Raw genomic sequence first — 20,659 nt, forward strand, 5'->3', positions numbered from 1 at the left:
AGACCCGGCCTTGATGCCGCCGGCGAGTTTATAGACTCTATCCAGGCCCGAAGGCTTAAGAAATGCGACGACTTGCAGACTTCGCAGGCCGTGATGGCGATTGGCAACGATGGGCCGCGCCGGCGCCATCAAAACACAAAGGCCGAGGCCGCTTCGAAGCCCGGCAGGCGCGGCGCTACGGTGTCGAACAGTTCGACGCTCTTGTACTCCTGCTCGCCCACCCGGGTAGTGAGGGTGGCGCGCATCACCGGTTCCTCGCCCACGATGGCGAGCAGGCGCCCGCCCAGCTTCAGCTGCGCCAGCAGGGCCGCGCGCACCTCGGCCACCGAACCCGACAGCAGGATGGCGTCGAACGGCGCCTCGCCGACCAGGCCTTGGGCGCCGGCCGCTTCGCGCACCGTGACATTGCTGAGGCCGGCGCGGCGCAGGTTCTCGGCCGCCTGACGCGCCAGCGCGGGGTTGGACTCCAGCGTCACCACGCGTGCCGCGCGGTGCCCCAGCAGGGCAGCGACAAAACCGCTGCCGGTGCCGACCTCCAGCACCTTCTCATGCCGCGCCACCTTCAGCTCCTGCAGCAGGCGCGCTTCCACGCGCGGGGCCAGCGTGAAGCGGCCCTCGCCCAGCGGCAGCTCGGTGTCGGAGAAGGCCATGGCGCGGCAGGCAGCGGGCACAAAGTCCTCGCGCTTCACCGCGGCCAGCAAATCCAGCACATCCTGGTCCAGCACATTCCAGGGCCGGATCTGCTGTTCGATCATGTTGAAGCGGGCTTGTTCGTAGTTCATGCTCATCCTTGGCTCAAATCTTCCGGCGCGATTCTATTTCCCGGCGCGCGCTGCGCTATTGCCATCGGTCATGCCGCGCGACCATTTGCGCCTGGCCCACTGCGACAGATCGTCCAGGTAGCAGTAGATCACCGGCACCACCACCAGGGTCAGCAGCGATGAGGTGATGACACCGCCGATCACCGCCTGCCCCATCGGCGCGCGCTGCTCCGAGCCCTCCGAGAGCGCAAAGGCCAGCGGCACCATGCCGAACACCATCGCCAGCGTCGTCATCAGGATGGGGCGCAGCCGCACCCGCGCGGCGTGCAGCAGCGCGGCATCGCGGCTCATCGGCTCGGCATCCACGCCATGGCCATGCTCGCCCTCGCGCGAGCGGATCGCGAAGTCGATCAGCAGGATGGCGTTCTTGGTCACCAGGCCCATCAGCATGACGATGCCGATGACGCTGAACATATTCAGCGTGGAGCGGAACAGCAGCAGCGCCAGGATCACGCCGATCAGGGTCAGCGGCAGCGAACTCATCAGCGCCAGCGGCTGCAGGAAGCTCTTGAACTGGCTGGCCAGAATCATGTAGATGAAGATGATGGCCAGGCTCAGCGCGCCCACCGCGTACTGGAAGCTCTCGTTCATGTTCTTGGTCGAGCCGCCGAAGGCATAGCGGTAGCCGGGCGGGAAGTCGCTTTCCTGCAGGATCTTCTGGATGTCGGCCGAAACCTCGCCCGAACTGCGCCCCAGGGCATTGCCGTCGATGGTGATCTCGCGGTTCATGTCGCGCCGGTTGATCTGGTTGGGTCCGGTGGAGGGCAGGATGTCGGCCACCTGGGCCAGCCGCACCACGCGCGCCGAGCCGTCGCTGGCGGCCGCCACATTGAGGGGTAGGTCTTGCAGATCGGCCAGGCTGTCGCGCTGCTGGGGCGGCAGGCGCACGATGACGTCGTAGTTCTCGCCGTCCGGGGCGCGCCAGTTGCCCACCGTGGTGCCGGCCACCAGGGTGCGCAGCGAACTCGCCAGCGCGTTCACGTTCAGGCCCACATCGGCGGCGGCGTCGCGCCTCACCTCCACCGAGACGGTGGGCTTGTTGGGCTTGAGCGTGCTGTCCAGGTCCACCAGGCCGGGCACCTGGCGCAGCTTCTCGGTAACGCGCTTGGCGATGCGCTCCAGTTCCTTCAGGTCCGAGCCCTGGATCGAGAACTGCAGGCTCTTGCCGCCGCCCAGATCGGTCTGGCCGATATTGGTGACGGTGATGCCCGGAATGGCGGCGAGCTTCTCGCGCAGCGGCGTGGCGAGATCGGCCACGCTGCGCTGCCTGTCCTTGCGATCCACCAGGCGCACGTAGATGGAGCCGTAAATCTTGCCGGCGGCAAAGCCGCTGTTGATGGTGGTGACGGTGTAGCGCACCTCGGGCATGGCGCGCAGCAGCGCGTCGATCTGCTTGGCGCGTGCCTCGGTCACCTCCAGCGATGAGCCCACCGGGGTGTAGAAGTTCACCTGGGTCTCGGAGAGGTCGGCCTTGGGCACGAACTCCTTGCCCACCCCGCCCAGCAGCACAAAGCTCAGCAGCAGGGTCGAGAGCGCGATCAGCAGGGTCTTGCCCTTGTGGCGCAGCGACCAGGCCAGGATCAGCTGGTAGACGTCCGAGAGCCACAGCGTCAGCCGGTCAAACTGCCCGGTGACGCGTCCCACCGTGCGGTCGTACAGGCTCAGCGGCCCTTCCTCGGGCGCGCCATGGCCGGAATGACCGGCATGGGGATCGTGCCAGACGCTGGACAGCATCGGGTCCAGCGTGAAGCTCACGAACATCGAGATCAGCACCGCGGCGACGATGGTGATGCCGAACTCGTGGAAGAACTTGCCGACGATGCCGCCCATGAAGCCGATGGGCAGGAACACCGCGACGATGGACAGCGTGGTGGCCAGCACCGCCAGGCCGATCTCCTCCGTCCCGTCCAACGCCGCCTGGCGCGGGCTCACCCCCATCGCCACATGGCGCACGATGTTCTCGCGCACCACGATGGCATCGTCGATCAACAGGCCCACGCACAGCGAGAGCGCCATCATGGTGATGTTGTTGATGGTGAAGCCGAACAGGTACATGAACAAAAAGGTGCCGATCAGCGCGATCGGCAGGGTCAGGCCGGTGATGACGGTGGAGCGCCAGCTGTTCAGGAACAGGAACACGATCAGCACCGTCAGCGCCGCGCCCTCGAACAGGGTGCGCTTGACGTTGGCCACCGAGACGCGCACCGCGCGCGAGTTGTCGCGGTTCACCTCCAGCCTCACGCCCTTGGGGGTCAGGCCTTGCGCGTCCTTGAGCGCCGCCATCAGCCCGTCGACCACCGCGATGGTGTTCTCGCCCTGGCTCTTCTGCACCGACAGCAGCACAGTGCGCTGGCCGTTGTAGAGCGCCAGGCTCTCGACCTCCTGCGGCCCGTCCACCACCTCGGCCACCTGCCAGAGCTTGATCGGCACCACACCCGAGGTGCCCGCCTTGCGCGCCACCACGATGTCGCGGAAGTCCTCGGGGCGCTTGAGCCGCGCATTGATCTGCACCACGCGTTCCTGCTCGCGCGAGCGCAGATTGCCCATCGGCAGTTCCTGGTTCTCGCTGCGCACCGCGGCCAGCACCTGGTCCACGCCCACGCCCAGCGCCTCCATGGCCTGGGGCTTGAGGAAGAGCTGGATCTGGCGCTGCAGGCCACCCACCACCTGCACCGAGCCCACGCCGCGCACGTTCTCCAGGCGTTTTTGCAGCACCTGGGTGGCCCAGGTGGTGAGGTCCTGGGTGCTGGTCTTGCCGTCCTCGGACAACAGGGCCACGTTGAACACCGGTGCGCTCTGCGGATCAAAGCGCGAGATGCGTGGCTCCTTGACCTCGTCGCGCAGCAGCGGGCGTATCAGCGCCACCTTCTCGCGCACGTCCTCGGCGGCCTTGCGGCCGTCGATATCGAGGTTGAACTCGATGATCACCACCGCCGTGCCCTCGTAGGAGCGCGAGTACAGCGAGCTGATGCCGGCCACCGTGTTGACGGCCTCCTCGATCTTCTTGGTGACCTCGGCCTCGACGATCTCGGGCGAGGCGCCGGGATAGTCCATCGCCACCACCACGGTGGGCAGGTCGATATTCGGGAACTGGTCGACTGCCAGGCGCTGGTAGCTGAACAGGCCCAGCACCACGAAGGCGAGCATGACCATCACGGCCATCACCGGGTTCTGGATGGAGATGCGGGTGAACCACATGGTCGGGTCCCGCGCTCAGCGCGCCGCGCCGCTGGCGGCAGAGTTGGCCGTGGGCGCCACGCGCACTAGGCTGCCCTCGGCGATAGGGCCGGCCGCGGCCGTCAGCACCTGGGCACCGGCCGCCAGGCCGCCGCGCAGCTCCAGCGCCGGCACGCCACCGTCCAGCTCGCCGGCAGCCCCCAGTTGCACCGGCTGTGCGCGCACCTTTCCGGCGTCGGCCAGCAGCACATAGGGCTGGGCACGGTCCATCCGCACCGCCGCCGTCGGCAGGGCCAGCGCCTCGCGTTCTTCCAGCACCAGGCGGCCACGCGCGAACATGCCGTGGCGCAGGCCCGGCTGGCCGGCCAAGCGCAGATAGGCCAGCACCGCGCGCGAGCCCGCCTGGGCGCTCGGGCTGATGCGCACCACCTGGGCCTGCACCGGCGCGGCCAGGCCCTCCACCTGCAGCGAGGCCGGCGCGCCGACCTTGAGGCCGGTGGCCTGCTCGGCCGGCAGCGCCGCCTCAAGTTCCAGCCGCGCGAGGTCGACGATTTCCAGGATGCGGCCGTCCACCGCCACGCGCTCGCCCGGCTGGGCCAGGCGTTGCGAGACCTGGCCCGCAATCGGCGCCAGCAGCCTGGTGTCCGCCAGCGCCTTGCGTGCCAGCTCCACGGCCGCCTCGGCCGCCAGCAGATTGGCCTTGGCATTGGCCTCGCTGGACTGCGCCGCCTCCAGCGCCGTCGAGGAGATGAAGCCCTGCCCCACCAGGGCGCGGTTGTTGGAGGCACTGCGGCTGGCGATGTCCAGCTGGGCCTTGGCGGCCAGCGCGCTCTGCTCGGCCTGGCGCAGGCGCCATTCGAATTCGGTGGCGTCGAGCTGGCCCAGCAATTGGCCGGCGCGCACCGCATCGCCCTCACGCACCGTCAGGCTCTTCAGCTCGGCGGCCACCTTGGCCTTCAGCAGCGCCTGGTCCACCGCGCGCAGGCTGCCCGAGATCGCCAGGCCGCGCGCGAAACGCTGCGGCTGCAGGGTGACGACATCCAGCGCGCCCAGCTCAAGCACCGTGGCGGACTTGGGCGCCACGGCCTGCGCGGCACGCTTGCCCTTGAGATAGCTGGCAGCCAGGCCGCCCACGATGAGCAGGGCCAGCAACGGCACAGCAATCTTCCACCCAAGCTTGCTCTTCATGCGTTCGTCTCCGCGGGATTGTTTTGATCGATTGGCATCAGCGCGGCGACGCCAGCAGGCCGCGCAACACCAGGTCCAGCTGCACCTCCAGCACCGCCTTGGCATCCAGCGGCGGGCCATGCAGGGCACAGGCGCCAAAGGAGTGCTGGTGTAACACGAGATGCAGCATCGGCGCGATCAGCACATGCACCGCGTGCTCGACCGGCACCGGACGGAATTCGCCGCTGGCCACGCCCTTGGCCAGCAGGCCGGCCAGCAATTCCTGGGTGGGCCGTATCACCTCGTCGACATAGAACTGCGCCAACTCGGGGAAGTTGCGCGCCTCGGCCATCATGATCTTGGTGATGCCGCCGGCCGGGCTCATGCCGATGCGCGCCCACCAATCCGCCATCAGGGTGCGCAACAGGCTGGCCATGCTGCCACGGTACTGCGCCGCCACGGCCATGCTCTCGGCGATCGGCGAGGCCAGGCTGGCGCGCACCATCGCCTTGAACAGCTCTTGCTTGGACGGGTAGTAGAGGTAGAGCGTGCCCTTGGACACGCCGGCACGCGCCGCCACCTCCTCCGAACGCGTGGCCGCGTAGCCCTTCTCGACGAACAGGCTCAGTGCCGCATCCAGCAGTTCCTGCGGGCGGGCTTGCTTGCGGCGCTGACGGGGCGAGGGGCTGGAACTGGCCATGGGCTCATACTGACTGACCGGTCAGTAATGTAGGCGGCGCGTTCCGGCGGGTCAAGACTGACGCCAGACGGCGGCCACCTCCATTGCCCCGGCTATCATCGCGCCCCTGCTTCTCAATCTGGAGTGCGCGTGGACGCCATGCTGTTGTTCAAGGCCGCGATCATGGGGATCGTCGAGGGCCTGACCGAATTCCTGCCGATCTCGTCCACCGGACACCTGATACTGACCGGCTCGCTGCTGGGCTTCAGCGACGCCAAGAGCAAGGTCTTCGACATCGCCATCCAGACCGGCGCGATCTTTGCCGTCATCCTGGTCTACTGGCAGCGCCTGGCCGCTACCGCCGCCGGCTTGGGGCACGATGTGCGCGCGCGCCGCTTCGTGCTGAACGTGGCGATCGGCTTCCTGCCCGCGGTGGTGCTGGGCCTCTTGTTCGGCAAGGCCATCAAGGCGCATCTGTTCACGCCCACGGTGGTGGCCAGCACCTTCATCCTGGGCGGCTTCATCATTCTGTGGGCCGAGAAGCGGCCGCAGGCTGCGGTGCGTATCCATGAGGTGGACGGCATGGGCCCGCTGGACGCACTCAAGGTGGGCCTGGTGCAATGCCTGGCCATGATCCCCGGCACCAGCCGCTCGGGCGCCACCATCATCGGCGGCATGCTCTTGGGCCTGTCGCGCAAGGCCGCCACCGACTACTCCTTCTTCCTCGCCATGCCCACCCTGATCGGTGCGGGCGTCTACAGCCTCTACAAGGAACGCGCCCTGCTGAGCATGGCCGACCTGCCGCTGTTCGGCGTGGGCCTGCTGCTGTCCTTCGTGAGCGCCTGGATCTGCGTGCGCTGGCTCTTGCGCTACATCTCCAGCCATACCTTCGTGCCCTTTGCCTGGTACCGCATCGCTTTTGGCATCGTGGTCTTGGCCACCGCCTGGACGGGGGTGGTGAGCTGGGCCGATTAAGATTCGGGCTATGACGATCACCCTCAAGTCCGCGGCGGATATCGCCGCGATGCGCGTGGCGGGCCGCCTGGCCTCCGAAGTGCTGGACATGCTCACCCCCCATGTGAAGCCCGGCATCACCACCGACCAACTCGACCGCCTCGCCTACGATCACATCGTGAACGTCCAGCAGGGCATTCCGGCGCCGCTGAACTACTGCCCACCGGGCTACACGCCCTACCCCAAGTCCATCTGCACCTCGATCAACCATCAGGTCTGCCATGGCATCCCGAACGACCGGCCGCTGAAGAACGGCGACATCGTCAATATCGACGTCACCGTCATCAAGGACGGCTGGCATGGCGACACCAGCCGCATGTTCATCGTCGGCGAGGGCTCGATCGCCGCCAAGCGCCTGTGCGCCTTCACCTACGAGGCGATGTGGCGCGGCATTGCCAAGGTCAAGCCGGGCGCGCGCCTGGGCGATATCGGCCATGCCATCCAGACCTTTGCCGAGAACGCCGGCTTTGCCATCGTGCGCGAGTTCTGCGGCCATGGCATAGGCCAGAAGTTCCATGAAGAGCCGCAGGTGCTGCACTATGGCCGCCCCGGCACGCTGGAGGAACTGGTGCCCGGCATGGTGTTCACCATCGAGCCCATGATCAACGCCGGCCGCCGCGAGATCCGCGAGATGGGCGATGGCTGGACCATCGTCACCAAGGACCGCTCACTGTCCGCGCAATGGGAGCACACCCTGGTGGTGACCGAGACCGGCTACGAGGTCATGACGCTCTCGGCCGGCAGCCCGCCGCCGCCCGCCTTCATCACCGGCTGACACCCATGAGCGTCATGCCTGAAATAGGCATTGCCGAACTCAGGCAGCACTTCAAGACCGGCAAGACCGGCCTGCTGCAGGCCTTCCGCGACGCCGAGCCCACCGTGGGGGCCGCCGCCGGCCTGATGCGCAAACTGGCGCGCCATGTCGACGCCACCCTGCAGACCCTGTGGCGCCAGGCCGGCCTGCCCGCGGGCGCGGCGCTTGCCGCGGTGGGCGGCTATGGCCGCGGCGAGCTGTTTCCCTACTCCGATGTCGACGTGCTGCTGCTGCTGCCCGAGGGGCTGGAGCCCTACCAGCCGGGGCCGCTGAAGGCCAGCATCGAGGCCTTCATCACCGCCTGCTGGGACATCGGCCTGGAGATTGGCTCCTCGGTGCGCACGGTGGACGATTGCGTCAGCGAGGCCGCCGGCGACGTGACGGTGCAGACCGCGCTGCTGGAAGCGCGCCTACTGGCCGGTGCCAAGCCGCTGTTCAAGCAGTTCGAGCAGCGCATCGCGGCGGCCATGGACGCCCGCGCCTTTCTGCGCGCCAAGGTGCTGGAGATGCGCCAGCGCCACACCAAGTACGACGAGACCCCCTACGCGCTGGAGCCCAACTGCAAGGAAAGCCCGGGCGGGCTGCGCGACCTGCAATTGCTGATCTGGATCGCGCGTGCCGCCGGCCTGGGCAAGACCTGGACCCAGCTGGCCGCCAAGGGCCTGATCACGCCCTTCGAGAGCCGCCAGCTGCAACGCAACGAGGGCGTGCTCAAGCTGATACGCGCGCGCCTGCATGTGGTGGCGGGCCGGCGCGAGGACCGCCTGGTGTTCGACCTGCAGAACGCCGTGGCCGAGAGCTTCGGCTACCAGGCCAGCCGTGCCCAGCGCGCCTCCGAGGTGCTGATGCGGCGCTACTACTGGGCCGCCAAGGCGGTGAGCCAGCTCAACCAGATCCTCTTGCTGAACCTGGAAGAGCAGGTGAACGGCTCGCAGAACGCGCCGATGCGCCGCATCGACGCGCGCTTTCTGGACCGCGCCGGCATGCTGGAGGTGGCCAGCGACGACCTCTACGAGCGCGACCCCCATGCCATCCTGGAGACCTTTGTGGTCTACCAGGCCACGCCCGGCATCAACGGCCTGTCGGCACGCACCCTGCGTGCGCTCTACAACGCGCGCGAGCTGATGAACAGCGCCTTCCGGCGCGACCCGGTGAACCGCGCCACCTTTTTGCGCATCCTGCAGCAGCCCGAGGGCCAGACGCACGCCTTCCGGCTCATGAACCAGACCTCGGTGCTGGGGCGCTATCTGTGGGTGTTCCGCCGCATCGTCGGCCAGATGCAGCACGACCTGTTCCACGTCTACACGGTGGACCAGCACATCCTGATGGTGCTGCGCAATGTGCGGCGCTTCTTCATCCCCGAGCATGCGCATGAGTACGCCTTTTGCTCGCAGCTGGCGGCCCAGTTCGAGAAGCCCTGGCTGCTCTATATCGCCGCGATCTTCCACGACGTTGCCAAGGGCCGCGGCGGCGACCACTCCGAGCTGGGCGCACGCGAGGTGCGGCGCTTCTGCCGCGAGCATGGCCTGGCCAAGGCGGATGCCGAGCTGGTGCAGTTCCTGGTGCAGCATCACCTGACGCTGTCGCGCGTGGCGCAGAAGGAGGATCTCTCCGCCCCCGAAGTGATCGAGGCCTTCGCCGGCAAGATGGGCGACGCGCGCCACCTCACCGCGCTCTATCTGCTGACCGTGGCCGACATCCGCGGCACCAGCCCCAAGGTCTGGAACGCCTGGAAGGGCAAGCTGCTGGAAGACCTCTACCGCCTGAGCCTGCGCGCGCTGGGCGGCGCGCGCGTGAGCATGGACGTCGAGATCGAGGCGCGCAAGCAGGAGGCCAGGCAAGACCTGGCCCTGCGTTCCATGCTGCCGGGCACCGAGGGACCCTTGTGGGAAACGCTCACGGTCAGCTACTTCGCCCGCCACGATGCCAGCGACCTGGCCTGGCATGCGCGCTCGCTATGGCGCCATGTGCACAGCAGCGTGCCGATCGTGCGCGCGCGCCCCTCGCCGGTGGGCGAAGGCCTGCAGGTGCTGGTCTATGCGCCCGACCAGCAGGACTTGTTTGCACGCATCTGCGGCTATTTCGACAGCGCCGGTTTCAACATCCTGGATGCCAAGGTCCACACCACGCGCCAGGGCTTTGCGCTCGACACTTTTCAAATCATCTCGCCGGACCAGGAGCTGCACCACCGTGATCTGGTCTCGCTGGTCGAGTCCAAGCTGGCGCAGGCGCTGGCGGCCACCGGCCCGCTGCCCGAGCCGCGCCGCGGGCGCCTGTCGCGTCGCGTCAAGTCCTTCCCCTTCACCCCGCGCGTGACGCTACGTCCCGACGAGCGCGCCCAACATTGGCTGCTCTCGATCAGCAGCAGCGACCGCGCCGGCCTGCTCTACGCGATCGCGCGCGTGCTGGCGCGCCACCACATCAATCTGCAGCTCGCCAAGATCTCCACCCTGGGCGAACGCGTGGAGGACACCTTTTTGGTGGACGGCGCCGCGCTGCAGCAGAACAAGCTGCAGCTGCAGATCGAGAGCGAGCTGCTGGACGCGGTCTCGCTGCCGGGCTAAGGCCGCTGCGTCGGCGCCCCGTGACTGCGATGGCCAGCGCCCGCACATCGAGACAACAAGCTGCTCGCTGCATTGATCCGCGACCACAAGCAAGTGGAAAGCCATTGTGAAAGCCGCAACACCGCCCTCCACACCGGTTGAACATGTTCGGCCTGGCAAGATCGACTTCCTGGTTCTCGCAATCCTGCTCGCCCTGCCCATTGCCATCGAGTACTTGTCGCAACGCTGGGCCTTTCCGACCGCTCGTTCATGGATCGCCAGCGCTGCCACCACCAGCCTGCAAGAGCAGCGATTCGCCCTCGTGGTTGCCTGCGTATTGGCGATAGTCCTGGTTTGCAGTGTGGCCCTTGCCGCTTGGTTCTGGGTGATGTCCGCGCGCATCAGACGTGCTGCCGTGTTTCCGCCGGTCGGCTACCTTGTACTCGTCAAGACCGCTGTGCTGCGTGGTACGGCGGCCAAGCGGCAGGCGCGGGCGCACGCGATCTACGGCTTCTTGGCGATCACGCTCTGCGTAGGCTTCATCGTCTCGATCTTCGTGCTCTTTCCACTGGCACCCGCGCTTTGGCGCTTAGTCACGTCAACACCAGCGTTCTGAACAGCGGCCTAACAACAGACCCGCCCAGCCGCCTACACGGCGAGCTCGAACACCAGCACCTCAGCGTCCCGCCCCTGCCCCAGGCTGAGCTGCGTTTCGGCGCTGAGCTGCAGCGCATCACCGGCCTTCAGGGCCTGGCCGTTCACCGTCAGCTCGCCGCGCACCAGGTGCACATAGGCCAGGCACGCGGCGTTCAAGCTCAGCTGCGCGGCCTCGCTGCCATCAAACAGGCCGGCATAGAGCCTGGCGTCGGCATGCATGTGCAGCGAGCCTTCATCCCCGTCTGGCGAGGCCAGCAGCCGCAGGCGGCCACGCTTTTGCTCGGCCGGCACATGGATCTGCTCGTAGCTGGGCGCCACGCCGCGCACATCGGGCTGTATCCAGATCTGCAGGAAATGCGTGGCGCTGTCGCTGGCATGATTGAACTCGCTGTGCATCACGCCGCTGCCGGCGCTCATGCGCTGCACATCGCCGGCTCGCAGCACGCCGGTGCGGGCGGCGTCGGTGCTGTCGCGGTGCGCCAGCTCGCCGGCCAGCACATAGCTGATGATCTCCATATCGCGATGGCCATGCGTGCCAAAGCCGGTGCCCGGGGCGATGCGGTCCTCGTTGATGACGCGCAGCGCACCGAAGCCCATGCGGCGCGGGTCGTGGTAATCGGCGAACGAGAAGCTGTGATGGCTCTTCAGCCAGCCGTGGTCGGCATGGCCGCGTTCGCAAGACCTGATCAGTTCAATCATGCTGGGTGATCTCCTGGCCCCCACTGTAGGAGTGGCAGTCATGCGGCAGCACGGTACGGCCTTGAAGCCAGCGTTCAAATAAGATGAAACCATGGCCCAGTCAGACAAACGCCGCGTCCTCACCCCCGAAGCCCTCGCCATGATGGACAGCATCGCCCGCACCGGCAGCTTTGCCGCCGCCGCGCGCGAAATCGGCAAGGTGCCCTCGGCCCTGACGTATAGCGTGCGCCAGCTGGAAGAAGCGCTGGACGTGCTGCTGTTCGACCGCAGCTCGCGCCAGGCCCAGCTCACCGCGGCCGGCCAGGAGTTGCTCAGCGAGGGCCGCCGCCTGCTGCAGGAAATGGACGCGGTGGCGAATCGCGTGCGCCGCATCGCCACCGGCTGGGAAAGCGAGCTCACCATCGCGATCGACGATGCGATTGCCCGCCGCGCCCTGTTCGACCTGATGGAGGCCTTTTATGCCCAGCGCCTGCCCGGGGGCGGCGCGCCGCCCACGCGGCTCAAGCTGCGCGTGGAGGTGATGGCCGGCACCTGGGAGGCGCTGATGTCAGGCCAGGCCGACCTGGCCATCGGCACCTCGGCCCAGGCGCCCGGCAGCGCGGTGGTGAGTGCTCCGCTGGGTGAGATGGAGATGATGTTCTGCGTCGCGCCGCATCACCCATTGGCGAATCTGCCCGAACCCCTCTCGGCTGCCACCATGGCCGAGCACCGCATCGTCACCGTGGCCGACACCGCCCGCAGCATGGAGCCCATCACGGTGGGCGTGATGCCCGGTCAGGAGGTGCTGACCATGCCCTCGATGGTCGCCAAGCTGGAGGCGATGCTGCGCGGCCTGGGCTGCGGCGCCCTGCCCGCACCCATGGTGCGCCGCCATATCGAGGCCGGCCGGCTGGTGCACAAGCGCACCTACCAGCAGCGCCGCCTATTCCCGCTGCACTATGCCTGGCGCCAGGCCGGGTCGGGCGGTCAGCCACCGCCCAAGGCCCTGGCCTGGTGGCTGCAGCAGCTGCAGGGCGACACCACGCGCCGCGCCTTGCTGGAGCAGCATGAGGGCCTGCTGCTGTGAGCCTCCACTATGTGGGACGCTATGTGGGAAGCTACGTGGGACGCTACGTGGGACGTTTCGCGCCCTCGCCCACCGGCCTCTTGCATGCCGGCTCGCTGGTGGCGGCGCTGGCCAGCTGGCTGGACGCGCGCGCCCATGGCGGGCGCTGGCTGGTGCGCATCGAGGACGTCGACCTGCCACGCTGCGTGCCTGGCGCCGACCAACAGATCCTCGCCCAGCTGGCCCGCCTGGGCCTGCTGCCCGATGCGGCGCCGGTCTGGCAATCGCAGCGCGGCGCGCTGTATGCGCGGGCCCTGGCCAGGCTGGAGGCGGCGGGCTGGGTCTATGGCTGCGCCTGCTCGCGCAAGGACATCGCCGCGGCCAGCCTGGGCCGGCCGCGCCATGCCGAGCTGGTCTACCCCGGCACCTGCCGCGCTGGCACCCAGGGCCGCGCGCCGCGCGCCTGGCGGCTGCGCAGCAGCGCCGGCCTCGGCGACGATGACAGCGCACTGCTGATAGCCTGGCAGGACCGCCGCATGGGCGCGCAAAGGCAAGACCTGACCCATAGCGTGGGCGATTTCGTGCTCAAGCGCGCCGACGGCCTCTGGGCCTACCAGCTCGCGGTGGTGGTGGACGACGCCGAGCAAGGCGTCAGCCATGTGGTGCGCGGCGAGGACCTGGCCGACAACACGCCGCGTCAGATCCGCCTGCAGCAACTGCTGGGCTACCCGCGGCCCGCCTACCTGCACACCCCGCTGCTGCTGGGCGCGAACGGCGAGAAGCTCTCCAAGCAGAATGGCGCCCTGCCCGCAGACCTGAGCGACCCGCTGCGCGCGCTCAAGGCCGCCGCCCTGCCGCTGGGCCTGCAACTGCAGGCCGCCAGCCTGTCCGAGGCCCTGGCCGAAGGCGTGGCCGCCTGGCCTTACCGCCAAGTAGGGCCGGTTTGATGGCATGATGCCGGCCTCCGCAGCAAAGGACATGACATGAACACCACCCCCAGCGGCCTGCAATACGAAGACACCGTGACCGGCAGCGGCGCCGAAGCCAAGCCCGGCCAGGACGTCACCGTGCACTACACCGGCTGGCTCTACAAGGACGGCATCAAGGGTGCCAAGTTTGATTCCAGCAAGGACCGCAAGGACCCCTTCCAGTTCGAGCTGGACGGCGGCATGGTGATACGCGGCTGGGACGAGGGCGTGCAGGGCATGAAGATCGGCGGCACGCGCGTGCTGGTGATCCCGCCCGAGCTGGGCTATGGCGCGCGCGGCGCCGGCGGCGTGATTCCGCCCAATGCCACGCTGATGTTCGAGGTGGAACTGCTGGCCCTCGCGGGCGGCGACACCGAGCTCAGCCTGGAGCTGCAAAGCACCGCCTCCGGCCTGCAGTTCCAGGACGTGACCCTGGGCGAAGGCGCCGAGGCCAAGTCCGGCCAGCGCGTCACCGTGCACTACACCGGCTGGCTCTACAAGAACGGCCTGCGCGGCAAGAAGTTCGATTCCAGCAAGGACCGCGGCGATCCCTTCCGCTTCCATCTGGACCAGGGCCAGGTGATCCGTGGCTGGGACGAGGGCGTGCAGGGCATGAAGGTGGGCGGTACCCGCATGCTGGTGATCCCGGCCGAGCTGGGCTATGGCGCGCGCGGCGCCGGCGGCGTGATCCCGCCCAATGCCACGCTGCTGTTCGAGGTGGAGTTGCTGGCGGTTTGAAGAACGTTGGCGGGGAGAAACAGCAGGGCTAGTTCTCCCGTTTCGCACCCTTGGCCGGGCCAGCTCGCCGCTAAACTCCCCTCATCAAAAGGGAGTTGCCGAATGAGAACCTGGACCCTGCGCCTGCGCATCGCCGCGAGTTTCGGTTTCCTGCTGGCGCTGATTGCCCTGCTGGGCGGCCTGACGCATTGGCATCTGCTGCAGGTTTCGGCGGAGACCGCCAAGGTCGAGAAGGATTCCATTGCCGGCCTACGTCAAGGTGCCGCACTGCGTGCACGCTGGCGCGAGGAGCAGGTGCTGAGCCTGCAGATGCGAGTCGCCAAGAGTGGCGAAGAACGCCGCAATCTGCAGGAGCGTCTGAGCGCGCTCAGGCAGGAACGCCAGCAGGTGAGCGAGGCTTACGCCAAGACCATCACCCTGGAAGAAGATCGGCGGGTGTTCGCTGCTGTCCAGGACACCGGTCAGAAGGTCCAGGAGCTCAACAACACCCTGAGCAAGCTACTCACCGACAAGGCGGGCGATGCTGCCGTCGCAGCCATCGTGACGGAGCAGGAACATGCCCAGAACGCCCTGTACCAGCAGCTCAAGGCATTGCTGGACCTTAATGACCGCGAGGCCAAGCGCAGCATGGGCCAGATCCGCGAGCAGGTGGCCAACACGCAGCAGGAAATCGGCATGGTGGCCCTCATCAGCGCCGGCGCTGCGCTGCTGATGGGCTGGTGGCTGCTCAGTGCCATCAGCCGGCCGATGCAGGAAGTCCTGCTGGCGCTGGACGCGATTCGCCAGGGTGATTTCAGCCAGCGCCTTGCGGCCAACCGCAGCGATGAGTTCGGCACGCTCGCCAAGGGCTTCAATCGCATGAGCGACGAGCTGGCAGCCCTGGTCGGGCAAATCCAGCAGTCCAGCATGCATGTCGGCAGCTCGATTGTTGAGATTGCCGCCACAACGCGCCAACAACAGGCCACCGCCGTTGAAGTGGCTGCCACCACCAGCGAAATCGCTGCTACCTCGAATCAAATCGCCAACACCGCGCATGGCCTGCTGCAGACCGTCAAGGAGCTGGCGCACGCGGCCGAGCAGAGCGCCGCACTCGCCGGCGGAGGACATGCCAGCCTGGCGCGCATGGAGGCCAGCATGCATGGTGTGATGAACGCCACCGAGGCCATCAATGCCCGGCTAACGGTGCTGAATGAACGCGCCGCCAATATCGGCATGGTCGTCACGACCATCACCAAGGTGGCCGATCAGACCAATTTGCTCTCCCTCAATGCGGCGATCGAGGCCGAGAAAGCGGGCGAGTTCGGACGCGGTTTCGCGGTGGTCGCCACCGAGGTGCGCCGCCTGGCGGATCAGAGCGCGATTGCCAGCGAGGACATCGAGCAGATGGTCAAGGAGATCCAGTCGGCGGTGTCCGCCAGCGTGATGGGCATGGACAAGTTCGCCGACGAGGTGCGCCGCGGAACCCAAGAGGCCGCACATGTGAGCGCCCAGCTGGGCGAAATCATCCAGCAGGCACAGGCGCTGGCGCCGCGTTTTGACAGTGTCAACAATGGCATGCAGACTCAAACGGACGGCGCAGGCCAGATCAGCCAGGCCCTGACCCAACTGGGCGAGGCGGCGCGTCAGACGGTGCAAGCACTCTCGCAGTCCGAGCAGGCGATACAGAGCCTGGACGGTGTCGCGCAGGGGTTGCGCAACGGCGTGTCGCGCTTCAAGTTACATGCCTGAAACAGGCCCGCGCCGTCCGTCCGACCATGCTGTACCTGAGCTTCAGACTCGGCCCCGACCGCTATGTGCTGGCGGCATGCCAGGTGCTGGAAGTCCTGCCCATGCTGCTACTGAGGGCCTGGCCCGATGCGCCGGCACCCGTCGCCGGCCTTTGCAATCTGCGCGGGCGGTCGGTGCCGGTGCTGGATCTGTGCATGCTGGCGCTGGGGCGCCCGGCGGCAGAGTTGCTGAGCACGCGCATGCTGCTGGTGCAGCTGGGCCCGCCATCACGCCGGCTGGCTTTGCTGGTGGAGCAGGCCACCGACACCCTGCGCCTGGAAGATGGTGCGTTCGGTGCCGCCCAGTTGCGCGGCGCGCCATGGCTGGGCGAGCTGGCCAGCCTGCCCGGGGGCGAACTGGTACAGCGCGTCAGCTTGCAAGGGCTGCTGCCCGAAGCAATGCTGGACAGCCTGTTTGCAGCGCCGGCCCTGTCATGAACAAGGCACTGGCCCAGGCCGAAGCCCTGCTGCGTCAGCGCCTGGGCCTGGACGCTGGCGTGATGAGTTCGGCCACCCTGCGAGGTTTTGTCACGCAGCGCATGAGTGTCTGCGGCGCAAGCGACCACCGGGCGTATTGGGAGCTGTTGCAGCACAGCGAGCTTGAACTCCAGGCCCTGGTGGAGCTGACGGTGGTGGCGGAGAGCTGGTTCATGCGCGACCCCGAGGCACTGGCCGCACTCGGGCGCCTGGCCGTGCAACGTCGCCGGCACGCAGGCCCACCGCTGCGTCTGGCCAGCCTGCCCTGTGCCGCTGGCGAAGAGCCGCACAGCATGGCGATCGCGCTGTTCGATGCCGGACTGGCAGCGCAGGACTTCAGCATCGACGGCGTTGACATCAGTCAGGCCGCCCTGGCGCGTGCGCAAATGGCTGAATACGGGCCCAACGCCCTGCGCGGCTGTGACGCCGCATTCTGCGCCCGCCACTTCGAAACGCTGCCGTCGCAGGCGAGGCAGCAGTTACGCCTGCGGCTCAAGGACGAAATACGCCGCCAAGTGCGTTGGCGGCATGGCAATTTGCTGGACGCACAGCTGCTCGCTGGCGAGCCGCCATACGACATGGTGTTCTGCCGCAATCTGCTGATCTACCTTCGCCCCGAAGCGCAGCAGCGCCTGTTGCAGCGCCTGCACGCCCTGTTGAAAGAGGATGGGCTGCTGTTCCTCGCACCTGCCGAAACCGCCTTGCCCTCCCGCCAGCATTTCCAGACCCGGGAGTTGGCGGGCGTGTTTGCCTTTCAGCGTAGCCGGCCGCACGCGCCCTTAGCGCGGCCAGCCATGCACCCCCAAGCCATGCCCCCACCTGTGGTGCTGGCCACGCCGCAGGCACGTACCATGAGGCCGCCACCTGCCGCAGCAAGGCTTGCAGCGGCGCCAACATTGCCAGCAGCAAGCCTGCCAACCCAGCCCGCAAGCCTGGAGGCCGCCACCGCCGCCGCCAATGCCGGTCAGCTGGCATTGGCGCGACAGCTTTGCGAGCGCCTGCTGCAGTCCCAGGCGAACCATGCCGATGCCTGGCAATTGCTGGCCGTGATCACGGCCGCCGATGGCGAGGCAGATGCCGCCCTGGATTGCTTGCGCAAGGCGCTCTACCTGAACCCCGAGCATGAGCCAGCCCTGACGCAGCTGGTGCTGCAGTTGCGCGCACGCGGTGATGCCGCAGCCGCGCGCGCCGAACAGCGCCTACAACTGCTGCGGGCGCGCCGGGCGGCGGCACCATGAGCGCTGCCATGGAATATTGCTGGCAACGCATCGGCATTGCCGGTGACCGCAGCTGCAAGGAGCTGACGGTGCATGTGCACTGCCGCAACTGCCCCAGCTACGCCAATGCGGCGCATACCCGCCTGGCACGCCCTGCGCCCAGCGGCTATCGCGAGCACAGAAGCGCTCAACTGGCAGCGCCTGCCGTCGGCCCGGCCAACAACCAGTTGCGTGCCGTGCTGGCTTTTCGCATCGCGGCTGAATGCCTGGCTCTGCCAGTGCACTGCATTACCGAGGTGGTGGAAGATCGCGACATCCACCCCTTGCCGCACCGGCGCAATGGTGCACTGCAGGGTTTGTGCAATGTGCGCGGCGAGCTGCTGCCGTGCCTGGCCCTGGCGCGACTGCTCACGCTGCAGACCGGAGCCGTTGCGCCAGCGCGCCTTGCCAGGCTGTTGATACTGAACGCCGAGCAGGGCCGTCTGGCCTGCCGCGTCGATGAGGTGCTGGGCGTGCTGCGCCACGCCGACGCCGACCTGCAAGCCCTGCCGGTCCATCTGGCCCATAGTCCTGCACCCTTCGCGCAGGGCCTGCTGAGCTGGCGCCAAATCAGCATAGGGCTGCTGGATCCGGCCATATTGCTGACACGCATGCACGAGGCACTGGCATGAGCGAGCTGGGTGCCTACTCCATGCTCGAGCTGTTCCGTATGGAATTGCAGAGCCAGGCCCAGGTGCTCACCGAGGGGCTCTTGCGGCTGGAACGCCAGCCCGATGCGGCCGATCCGCTGGCCGCCTGCATGCGTGCCGCACACTCGCTCAAGGGCGCGGCGCGCATCGTAGGGCTGGACGCCGGCGTTACGATTGCACACCAGATGGAGGAGCTGTTAGTAGCCGCACAAGGCGGCACGCGACGGCTGGGCCAGTCGGAGATCGATCTGCTGCTGCGCGGGCTTGATCTGCTGCAGTCACTCGGCGCGCTGGACGAGCTGGCGCTGGCGGCCTGGGCCCAGGCCGATCATGCGCAGGCACTGGCCTATCAAAAGGCCGTGCAGGCGGCTGGCAGCGGCACGCCCGATCGAACCGTGGTGCTGCCCGAACTCGAACCGATTACGACGGTCGCTGCTGCCGCCGAGGCGCGCGTGCTGCGCGTCAACGCCGAGCAACTGCGGCGGATGCTGAGTCTGGCCGGTGAGGCCCGGGTCGAAGCACGCCGCATGCGCTCGCTGGGCACCGGGCTGCAGCGCCTCAAGCGGCAGCAGCAGGCTTTGGGACGCGGCCTTGCCGAGCTGGCGCAGGGCCTGCGCACCCAGGGTCCGGCCTCGCCCGAGCTGACAAGGGCCCTGCTGGGCATGCAGCAGCTACTAAGCGAGAGCGCACTGACGCTGGCTGCCCAGCAGCAAGAGCAGCAGGCGCTGCAACAGCGCAGCGGCGATCTGGCGCGCCGCCTGTACGAGCAGGCACTGGACTGCCGCATGCGCCCCTTTGCCGATGGGGTGCAGAACCTGCCAAGAATGGTGCGTGAGTTGGCACGTTCGCTGGGCAAGCAGGTCAGGCTCGAGATACTGGGCAGCAACACCAGCGTGGATCGCGATTTGCTTGAGCAGTTGGAGGCCCCCCTGGCGCATCTGCTGGGCAACGCTCTGGACCATGGGCTCGAGCTTCCCGAGCAACGCCTGGCTTGCGGCAAGGCCGCCGAGGGTCTGGTGCAGGTGGAGGCGCGCCATGTTGGCGGCCTTCTGCACATCAGCGTCAGCGATGACGGTGCAGGCATCGACCTGGCCGCACTGCGCCGGTCCATCGTGCGGCGCGGCCTCAGCACCGAGGCCCTTGCCAGCAGCATGTCTGAACCGGAGCTGCTGGAGTTCCTGTTTCTGCCAGGTTTCAGCCTGCGCGAGCAACTCAGTCAGGTATCGGGGCGCGGCGTGGGACTGGATGCAGTGCAGTCGCTGGCGCGCCGCGTTGGCGGCAATGTGCGCGTCAGCAGCACACCCAAGGCGGGATGTCGCTTCCTGCTGCAGCTGCCGCTGGCGTTGTCGGTGCTGCGTGCACTGCGCGTGCGTATAGGCGGGGCCGCTTACGCGCTGCCACTGAGCCGCTTGGTGTGCACGGCGCGCGTCGCCTCAGATCGGATTGCACAGCTGGAGGGGCGCAGCCATGTCTCGCTGAATGGCCGCGCCGTCGGCCTGCTGGCGGCCAACGAGTTGCTGGGTGGCGACGCGGCGCCAGCCGCGTCCGAGTTGCCGATCGTCGTGCTTGGCACCCCGGCTGAGCCGCATGGCCTGATCGTCGACGCACTGGAGGGCGAATGCGAACTGGTGCTGCAGCCACTGGATGCTCGGCTGGGAAAACTGCAGGATCTGGCTGCGGCCGCGGTGGCGGATGATGGCGCCGTGCTGCTGGTGCTGGACGTGGACGATCTGCTGCGCTCGATCGAGAAGCGTCTGCGCATGGGCGAATTGCGCCAGTTGGCTGACGCTGGCCCCGCAGCTCAGCGCGCACGACAGAGGCTGCTGGTGGTGGACGATTCACTCACGGTGCGGGAATTGCAGCGCCAGTTGCTGGAGGCCGCCGGCTACCAGGTCAACACCGCGGTGGACGGCATGGACGGTTGGAACATGCTGCGTGCGGGCCAGTTCGACTTGCTGCTCACCGACGTGGACATGCCGCGCCTGGACGGTATCGAGCTGACACGCCTGGTGCGCCGCGATGCCCAGCTCAAGCAGCTGCCGGTGCTGATCGTGTCCTACAAGGATCGCGAAGAGGACCGGCAGCGTGGTTTGGAAGCCGGTGCCGATTACTACCTCACCAAGGGCAGTTTCCATGACCAAAGCCTGCTGCGTGCAGTGGCCGACCTGATAGGAGTGCCCGCATGAGC

At 67.6% G+C, this 20,659-nt stretch carries 17 protein-coding genes and 1 pseudogene; 13 read left to right on the forward strand and 5 right to left on the reverse strand.

The window, feature by feature from the left end:
* Positions 1-128: 128 nt before the first annotated feature.
* The 4 genes from WG898_RS19935 to WG898_RS19950 are packed head-to-tail and all read right to left on the reverse strand — an operon-like array spanning position 129 to position 5,865.
* On the reverse strand, positions 129-782 hold the full coding sequence (locus WG898_RS19935; RefSeq protein ID WP_339604525.1) for a protein-L-isoaspartate O-methyltransferase family protein: 654 nt from the start codon (positions 780-782) through the stop codon (positions 129-131).
* 33 nt (positions 783-815) lie between these two features.
* The gene (locus tag WG898_RS19940; RefSeq protein WP_339604526.1) at positions 816-4,019 is read right to left on the reverse strand and encodes an efflux RND transporter permease subunit; all 3,204 of its coding nucleotides are present in this window, start codon (positions 4,017-4,019) and stop codon (positions 816-818) included.
* A 15-nt stretch (positions 4,020-4,034) separates the two neighbouring features.
* Positions 4,035-5,186: an efflux RND transporter periplasmic adaptor subunit gene (locus tag WG898_RS19945; protein WP_339604527.1), complete on the reverse strand. Its 1,152-nt coding sequence runs from the start codon at positions 5,184-5,186 to the stop codon at positions 4,035-4,037.
* Positions 5,187-5,223: 37 nt separating this feature from the next.
* Positions 5,224-5,865, reverse strand: coding sequence for a TetR/AcrR family transcriptional regulator (locus WG898_RS19950; protein ID WP_339604528.1), 642 nt, complete (start codon positions 5,863-5,865; stop codon positions 5,224-5,226).
* Between the two features lie 129 nt (positions 5,866-5,994).
* Between WG898_RS19950 and WG898_RS19955 the strand changes: the two genes are divergently transcribed.
* From WG898_RS19955 to WG898_RS19970, 4 genes are all read left to right on the forward strand, one after another.
* Positions 5,995-6,819, forward strand: a complete 825-nt coding sequence (locus WG898_RS19955; protein WP_339604529.1) for an undecaprenyl-diphosphate phosphatase — start codon at positions 5,995-5,997, stop codon at positions 6,817-6,819.
* A 10-nt stretch (positions 6,820-6,829) separates the two neighbouring features.
* The gene (gene map / locus WG898_RS19960; protein ID WP_339604530.1) at positions 6,830-7,633 is read left to right on the forward strand and encodes a type I methionyl aminopeptidase; all 804 of its coding nucleotides are present in this window, start codon (positions 6,830-6,832) and stop codon (positions 7,631-7,633) included.
* Positions 7,634-7,638: 5 nt separating this feature from the next.
* Positions 7,639-10,236, forward strand: a complete 2,598-nt coding sequence (locus tag WG898_RS19965) for a [protein-PII] uridylyltransferase (protein ID WP_444718975.1) — start codon at positions 7,639-7,641, stop codon at positions 10,234-10,236.
* Positions 10,237-10,342: 106 nt separating this feature from the next.
* Positions 10,343-10,831 (forward strand): hypothetical protein, encoded by a 489-nt coding sequence (locus WG898_RS19970; protein ID WP_339604531.1) that lies wholly within the window; start codon positions 10,343-10,345, stop codon positions 10,829-10,831.
* A 32-nt stretch (positions 10,832-10,863) separates the two neighbouring features.
* On the opposite strand, the gene WG898_RS19975 is transcribed toward WG898_RS19970, so the two are convergent.
* Complete coding sequence (locus tag WG898_RS19975) at positions 10,864-11,571, reverse strand: pirin family protein (protein ID WP_339604532.1); 708 nt, start codon at positions 11,569-11,571, stop codon at positions 10,864-10,866.
* A 91-nt stretch (positions 11,572-11,662) separates the two neighbouring features.
* On the opposite strand from WG898_RS19975, the gene WG898_RS19980 reads away from it, so the two are divergent.
* The 9 genes and pseudogenes from WG898_RS19980 (at position 11,663) to WG898_RS20020 (ending at position 20,657) form a co-directional block, all read left to right on the forward strand.
* Entirely contained in the window at positions 11,663-12,637 is a 975-nt protein-coding gene (locus tag WG898_RS19980) for a LysR family transcriptional regulator (RefSeq protein ID WP_339604533.1), read from the forward strand.
* A complete protein-coding gene (gene gluQRS, locus WG898_RS19985) occupies positions 12,634-13,563 on the forward strand; it encodes a tRNA glutamyl-Q(34) synthetase GluQRS (protein WP_339604534.1) in 930 nt (309 codons plus the stop codon). The genes WG898_RS19980 and gluQRS overlap by 4 nt, the downstream gene beginning before the upstream one ends.
* A gap of 36 nt (positions 13,564-13,599) precedes the next feature.
* Positions 13,600-13,944 (forward strand): annotated as a pseudogene (locus WG898_RS19990) (FKBP-type peptidyl-prolyl cis-trans isomerase); the annotation flags it as partial.
* 30 nt (positions 13,945-13,974) lie between these two features.
* Positions 13,975-14,322: an FKBP-type peptidyl-prolyl cis-trans isomerase gene (locus WG898_RS19995; protein ID WP_285235670.1), complete on the forward strand. Its 348-nt coding sequence runs from the start codon at positions 13,975-13,977 to the stop codon at positions 14,320-14,322.
* Positions 14,323-14,424: 102 nt separating this feature from the next.
* Positions 14,425-16,050 (forward strand): methyl-accepting chemotaxis protein, encoded by a 1,626-nt coding sequence (locus WG898_RS20000; protein WP_339604535.1) that lies wholly within the window; start codon positions 14,425-14,427, stop codon positions 16,048-16,050.
* 26 nt (positions 16,051-16,076) lie between these two features.
* On the forward strand, positions 16,077-16,526 hold the full coding sequence (locus WG898_RS20005) for a chemotaxis protein CheW (protein WP_339604536.1): 450 nt from the start codon (positions 16,077-16,079) through the stop codon (positions 16,524-16,526).
* The gene (locus WG898_RS20010; RefSeq protein WP_339604537.1) at positions 16,523-17,803 is read left to right on the forward strand and encodes a CheR family methyltransferase; all 1,281 of its coding nucleotides are present in this window, start codon (positions 16,523-16,525) and stop codon (positions 17,801-17,803) included. Before WG898_RS20005 ends, WG898_RS20010 begins: the two co-directional genes overlap by 4 nt.
* A gap of 8 nt (positions 17,804-17,811) precedes the next feature.
* Positions 17,812-18,453 carry a chemotaxis protein CheW gene (locus WG898_RS20015; RefSeq protein ID WP_339604538.1) on the forward strand — a complete coding sequence of 214 codons (642 nt, stop codon included), beginning with the start codon at positions 17,812-17,814 and terminating at the stop codon, positions 18,451-18,453.
* Positions 18,450-20,657: a hybrid sensor histidine kinase/response regulator gene (locus WG898_RS20020; RefSeq protein WP_339604539.1), complete on the forward strand. Its 2,208-nt coding sequence runs from the start codon at positions 18,450-18,452 to the stop codon at positions 20,655-20,657. Before WG898_RS20015 ends, WG898_RS20020 begins: the two co-directional genes overlap by 4 nt.
* The last annotated feature ends 2 nt before the right edge of the window (positions 20,658-20,659 follow it).

It is taken from the genome of Paucibacter soli (assembly GCF_037482845.1).
GTDB classification, from domain to species: domain Bacteria; phylum Pseudomonadota; class Gammaproteobacteria; order Burkholderiales; family Burkholderiaceae_C; genus Paucibacter_B; species Paucibacter_B soli.

What these genes read in the sequence shown, in the direction of transcription:
- WG898_RS19935 (WP_339604525.1), bottom strand. Translation starts at nt 782, where the DNA reads ATGAACTACGAACAAGCCCGCTTCAACATGATCGAACAGCAGATCCGG.
- WG898_RS19940 (WP_339604526.1), bottom strand. Translation starts at nt 4,019, where the DNA reads ATGTGGTTCACCCGCATCTCCATCCAGAACCCGGTGATGGCCGTGATG.
- WG898_RS19945 (WP_339604527.1), bottom strand. Translation starts at nt 5,186, where the DNA reads ATGAAGAGCAAGCTTGGGTGGAAGATTGCTGTGCCGTTGCTGGCCCTG.
- WG898_RS19950 (WP_339604528.1), bottom strand. Translation starts at nt 5,865, where the DNA reads ATGGCCAGTTCCAGCCCCTCGCCCCGTCAGCGCCGCAAGCAAGCCCGC.
- map (WP_339604530.1), top strand. Translation starts at nt 6,830, where the DNA reads ATGACGATCACCCTCAAGTCCGCGGCGGATATCGCCGCGATGCGCGTG.
- WG898_RS19965 (WP_444718975.1), top strand. Translation starts at nt 7,639, where the DNA reads ATGAGCGTCATGCCTGAAATAGGCATTGCCGAACTCAGGCAGCACTTC.
- WG898_RS19975 (WP_339604532.1), bottom strand. Translation starts at nt 11,571, where the DNA reads ATGATTGAACTGATCAGGTCTTGCGAACGCGGCCATGCCGACCACGGC.
- WG898_RS19980 (WP_339604533.1), top strand. Translation starts at nt 11,663, where the DNA reads ATGGCCCAGTCAGACAAACGCCGCGTCCTCACCCCCGAAGCCCTCGCC.
- WG898_RS20000 (WP_339604535.1), top strand. Translation starts at nt 14,425, where the DNA reads ATGAGAACCTGGACCCTGCGCCTGCGCATCGCCGCGAGTTTCGGTTTC.
- WG898_RS20005 (WP_339604536.1), top strand. Translation starts at nt 16,077, where the DNA reads ATGCTGTACCTGAGCTTCAGACTCGGCCCCGACCGCTATGTGCTGGCG.
- WG898_RS20010 (WP_339604537.1), top strand. Translation starts at nt 16,523, where the DNA reads ATGAACAAGGCACTGGCCCAGGCCGAAGCCCTGCTGCGTCAGCGCCTG.
- WG898_RS20015 (WP_339604538.1), top strand. Translation starts at nt 17,812, where the DNA reads ATGGAATATTGCTGGCAACGCATCGGCATTGCCGGTGACCGCAGCTGC.
- WG898_RS20020 (WP_339604539.1), top strand. Translation starts at nt 18,450, where the DNA reads ATGAGCGAGCTGGGTGCCTACTCCATGCTCGAGCTGTTCCGTATGGAA.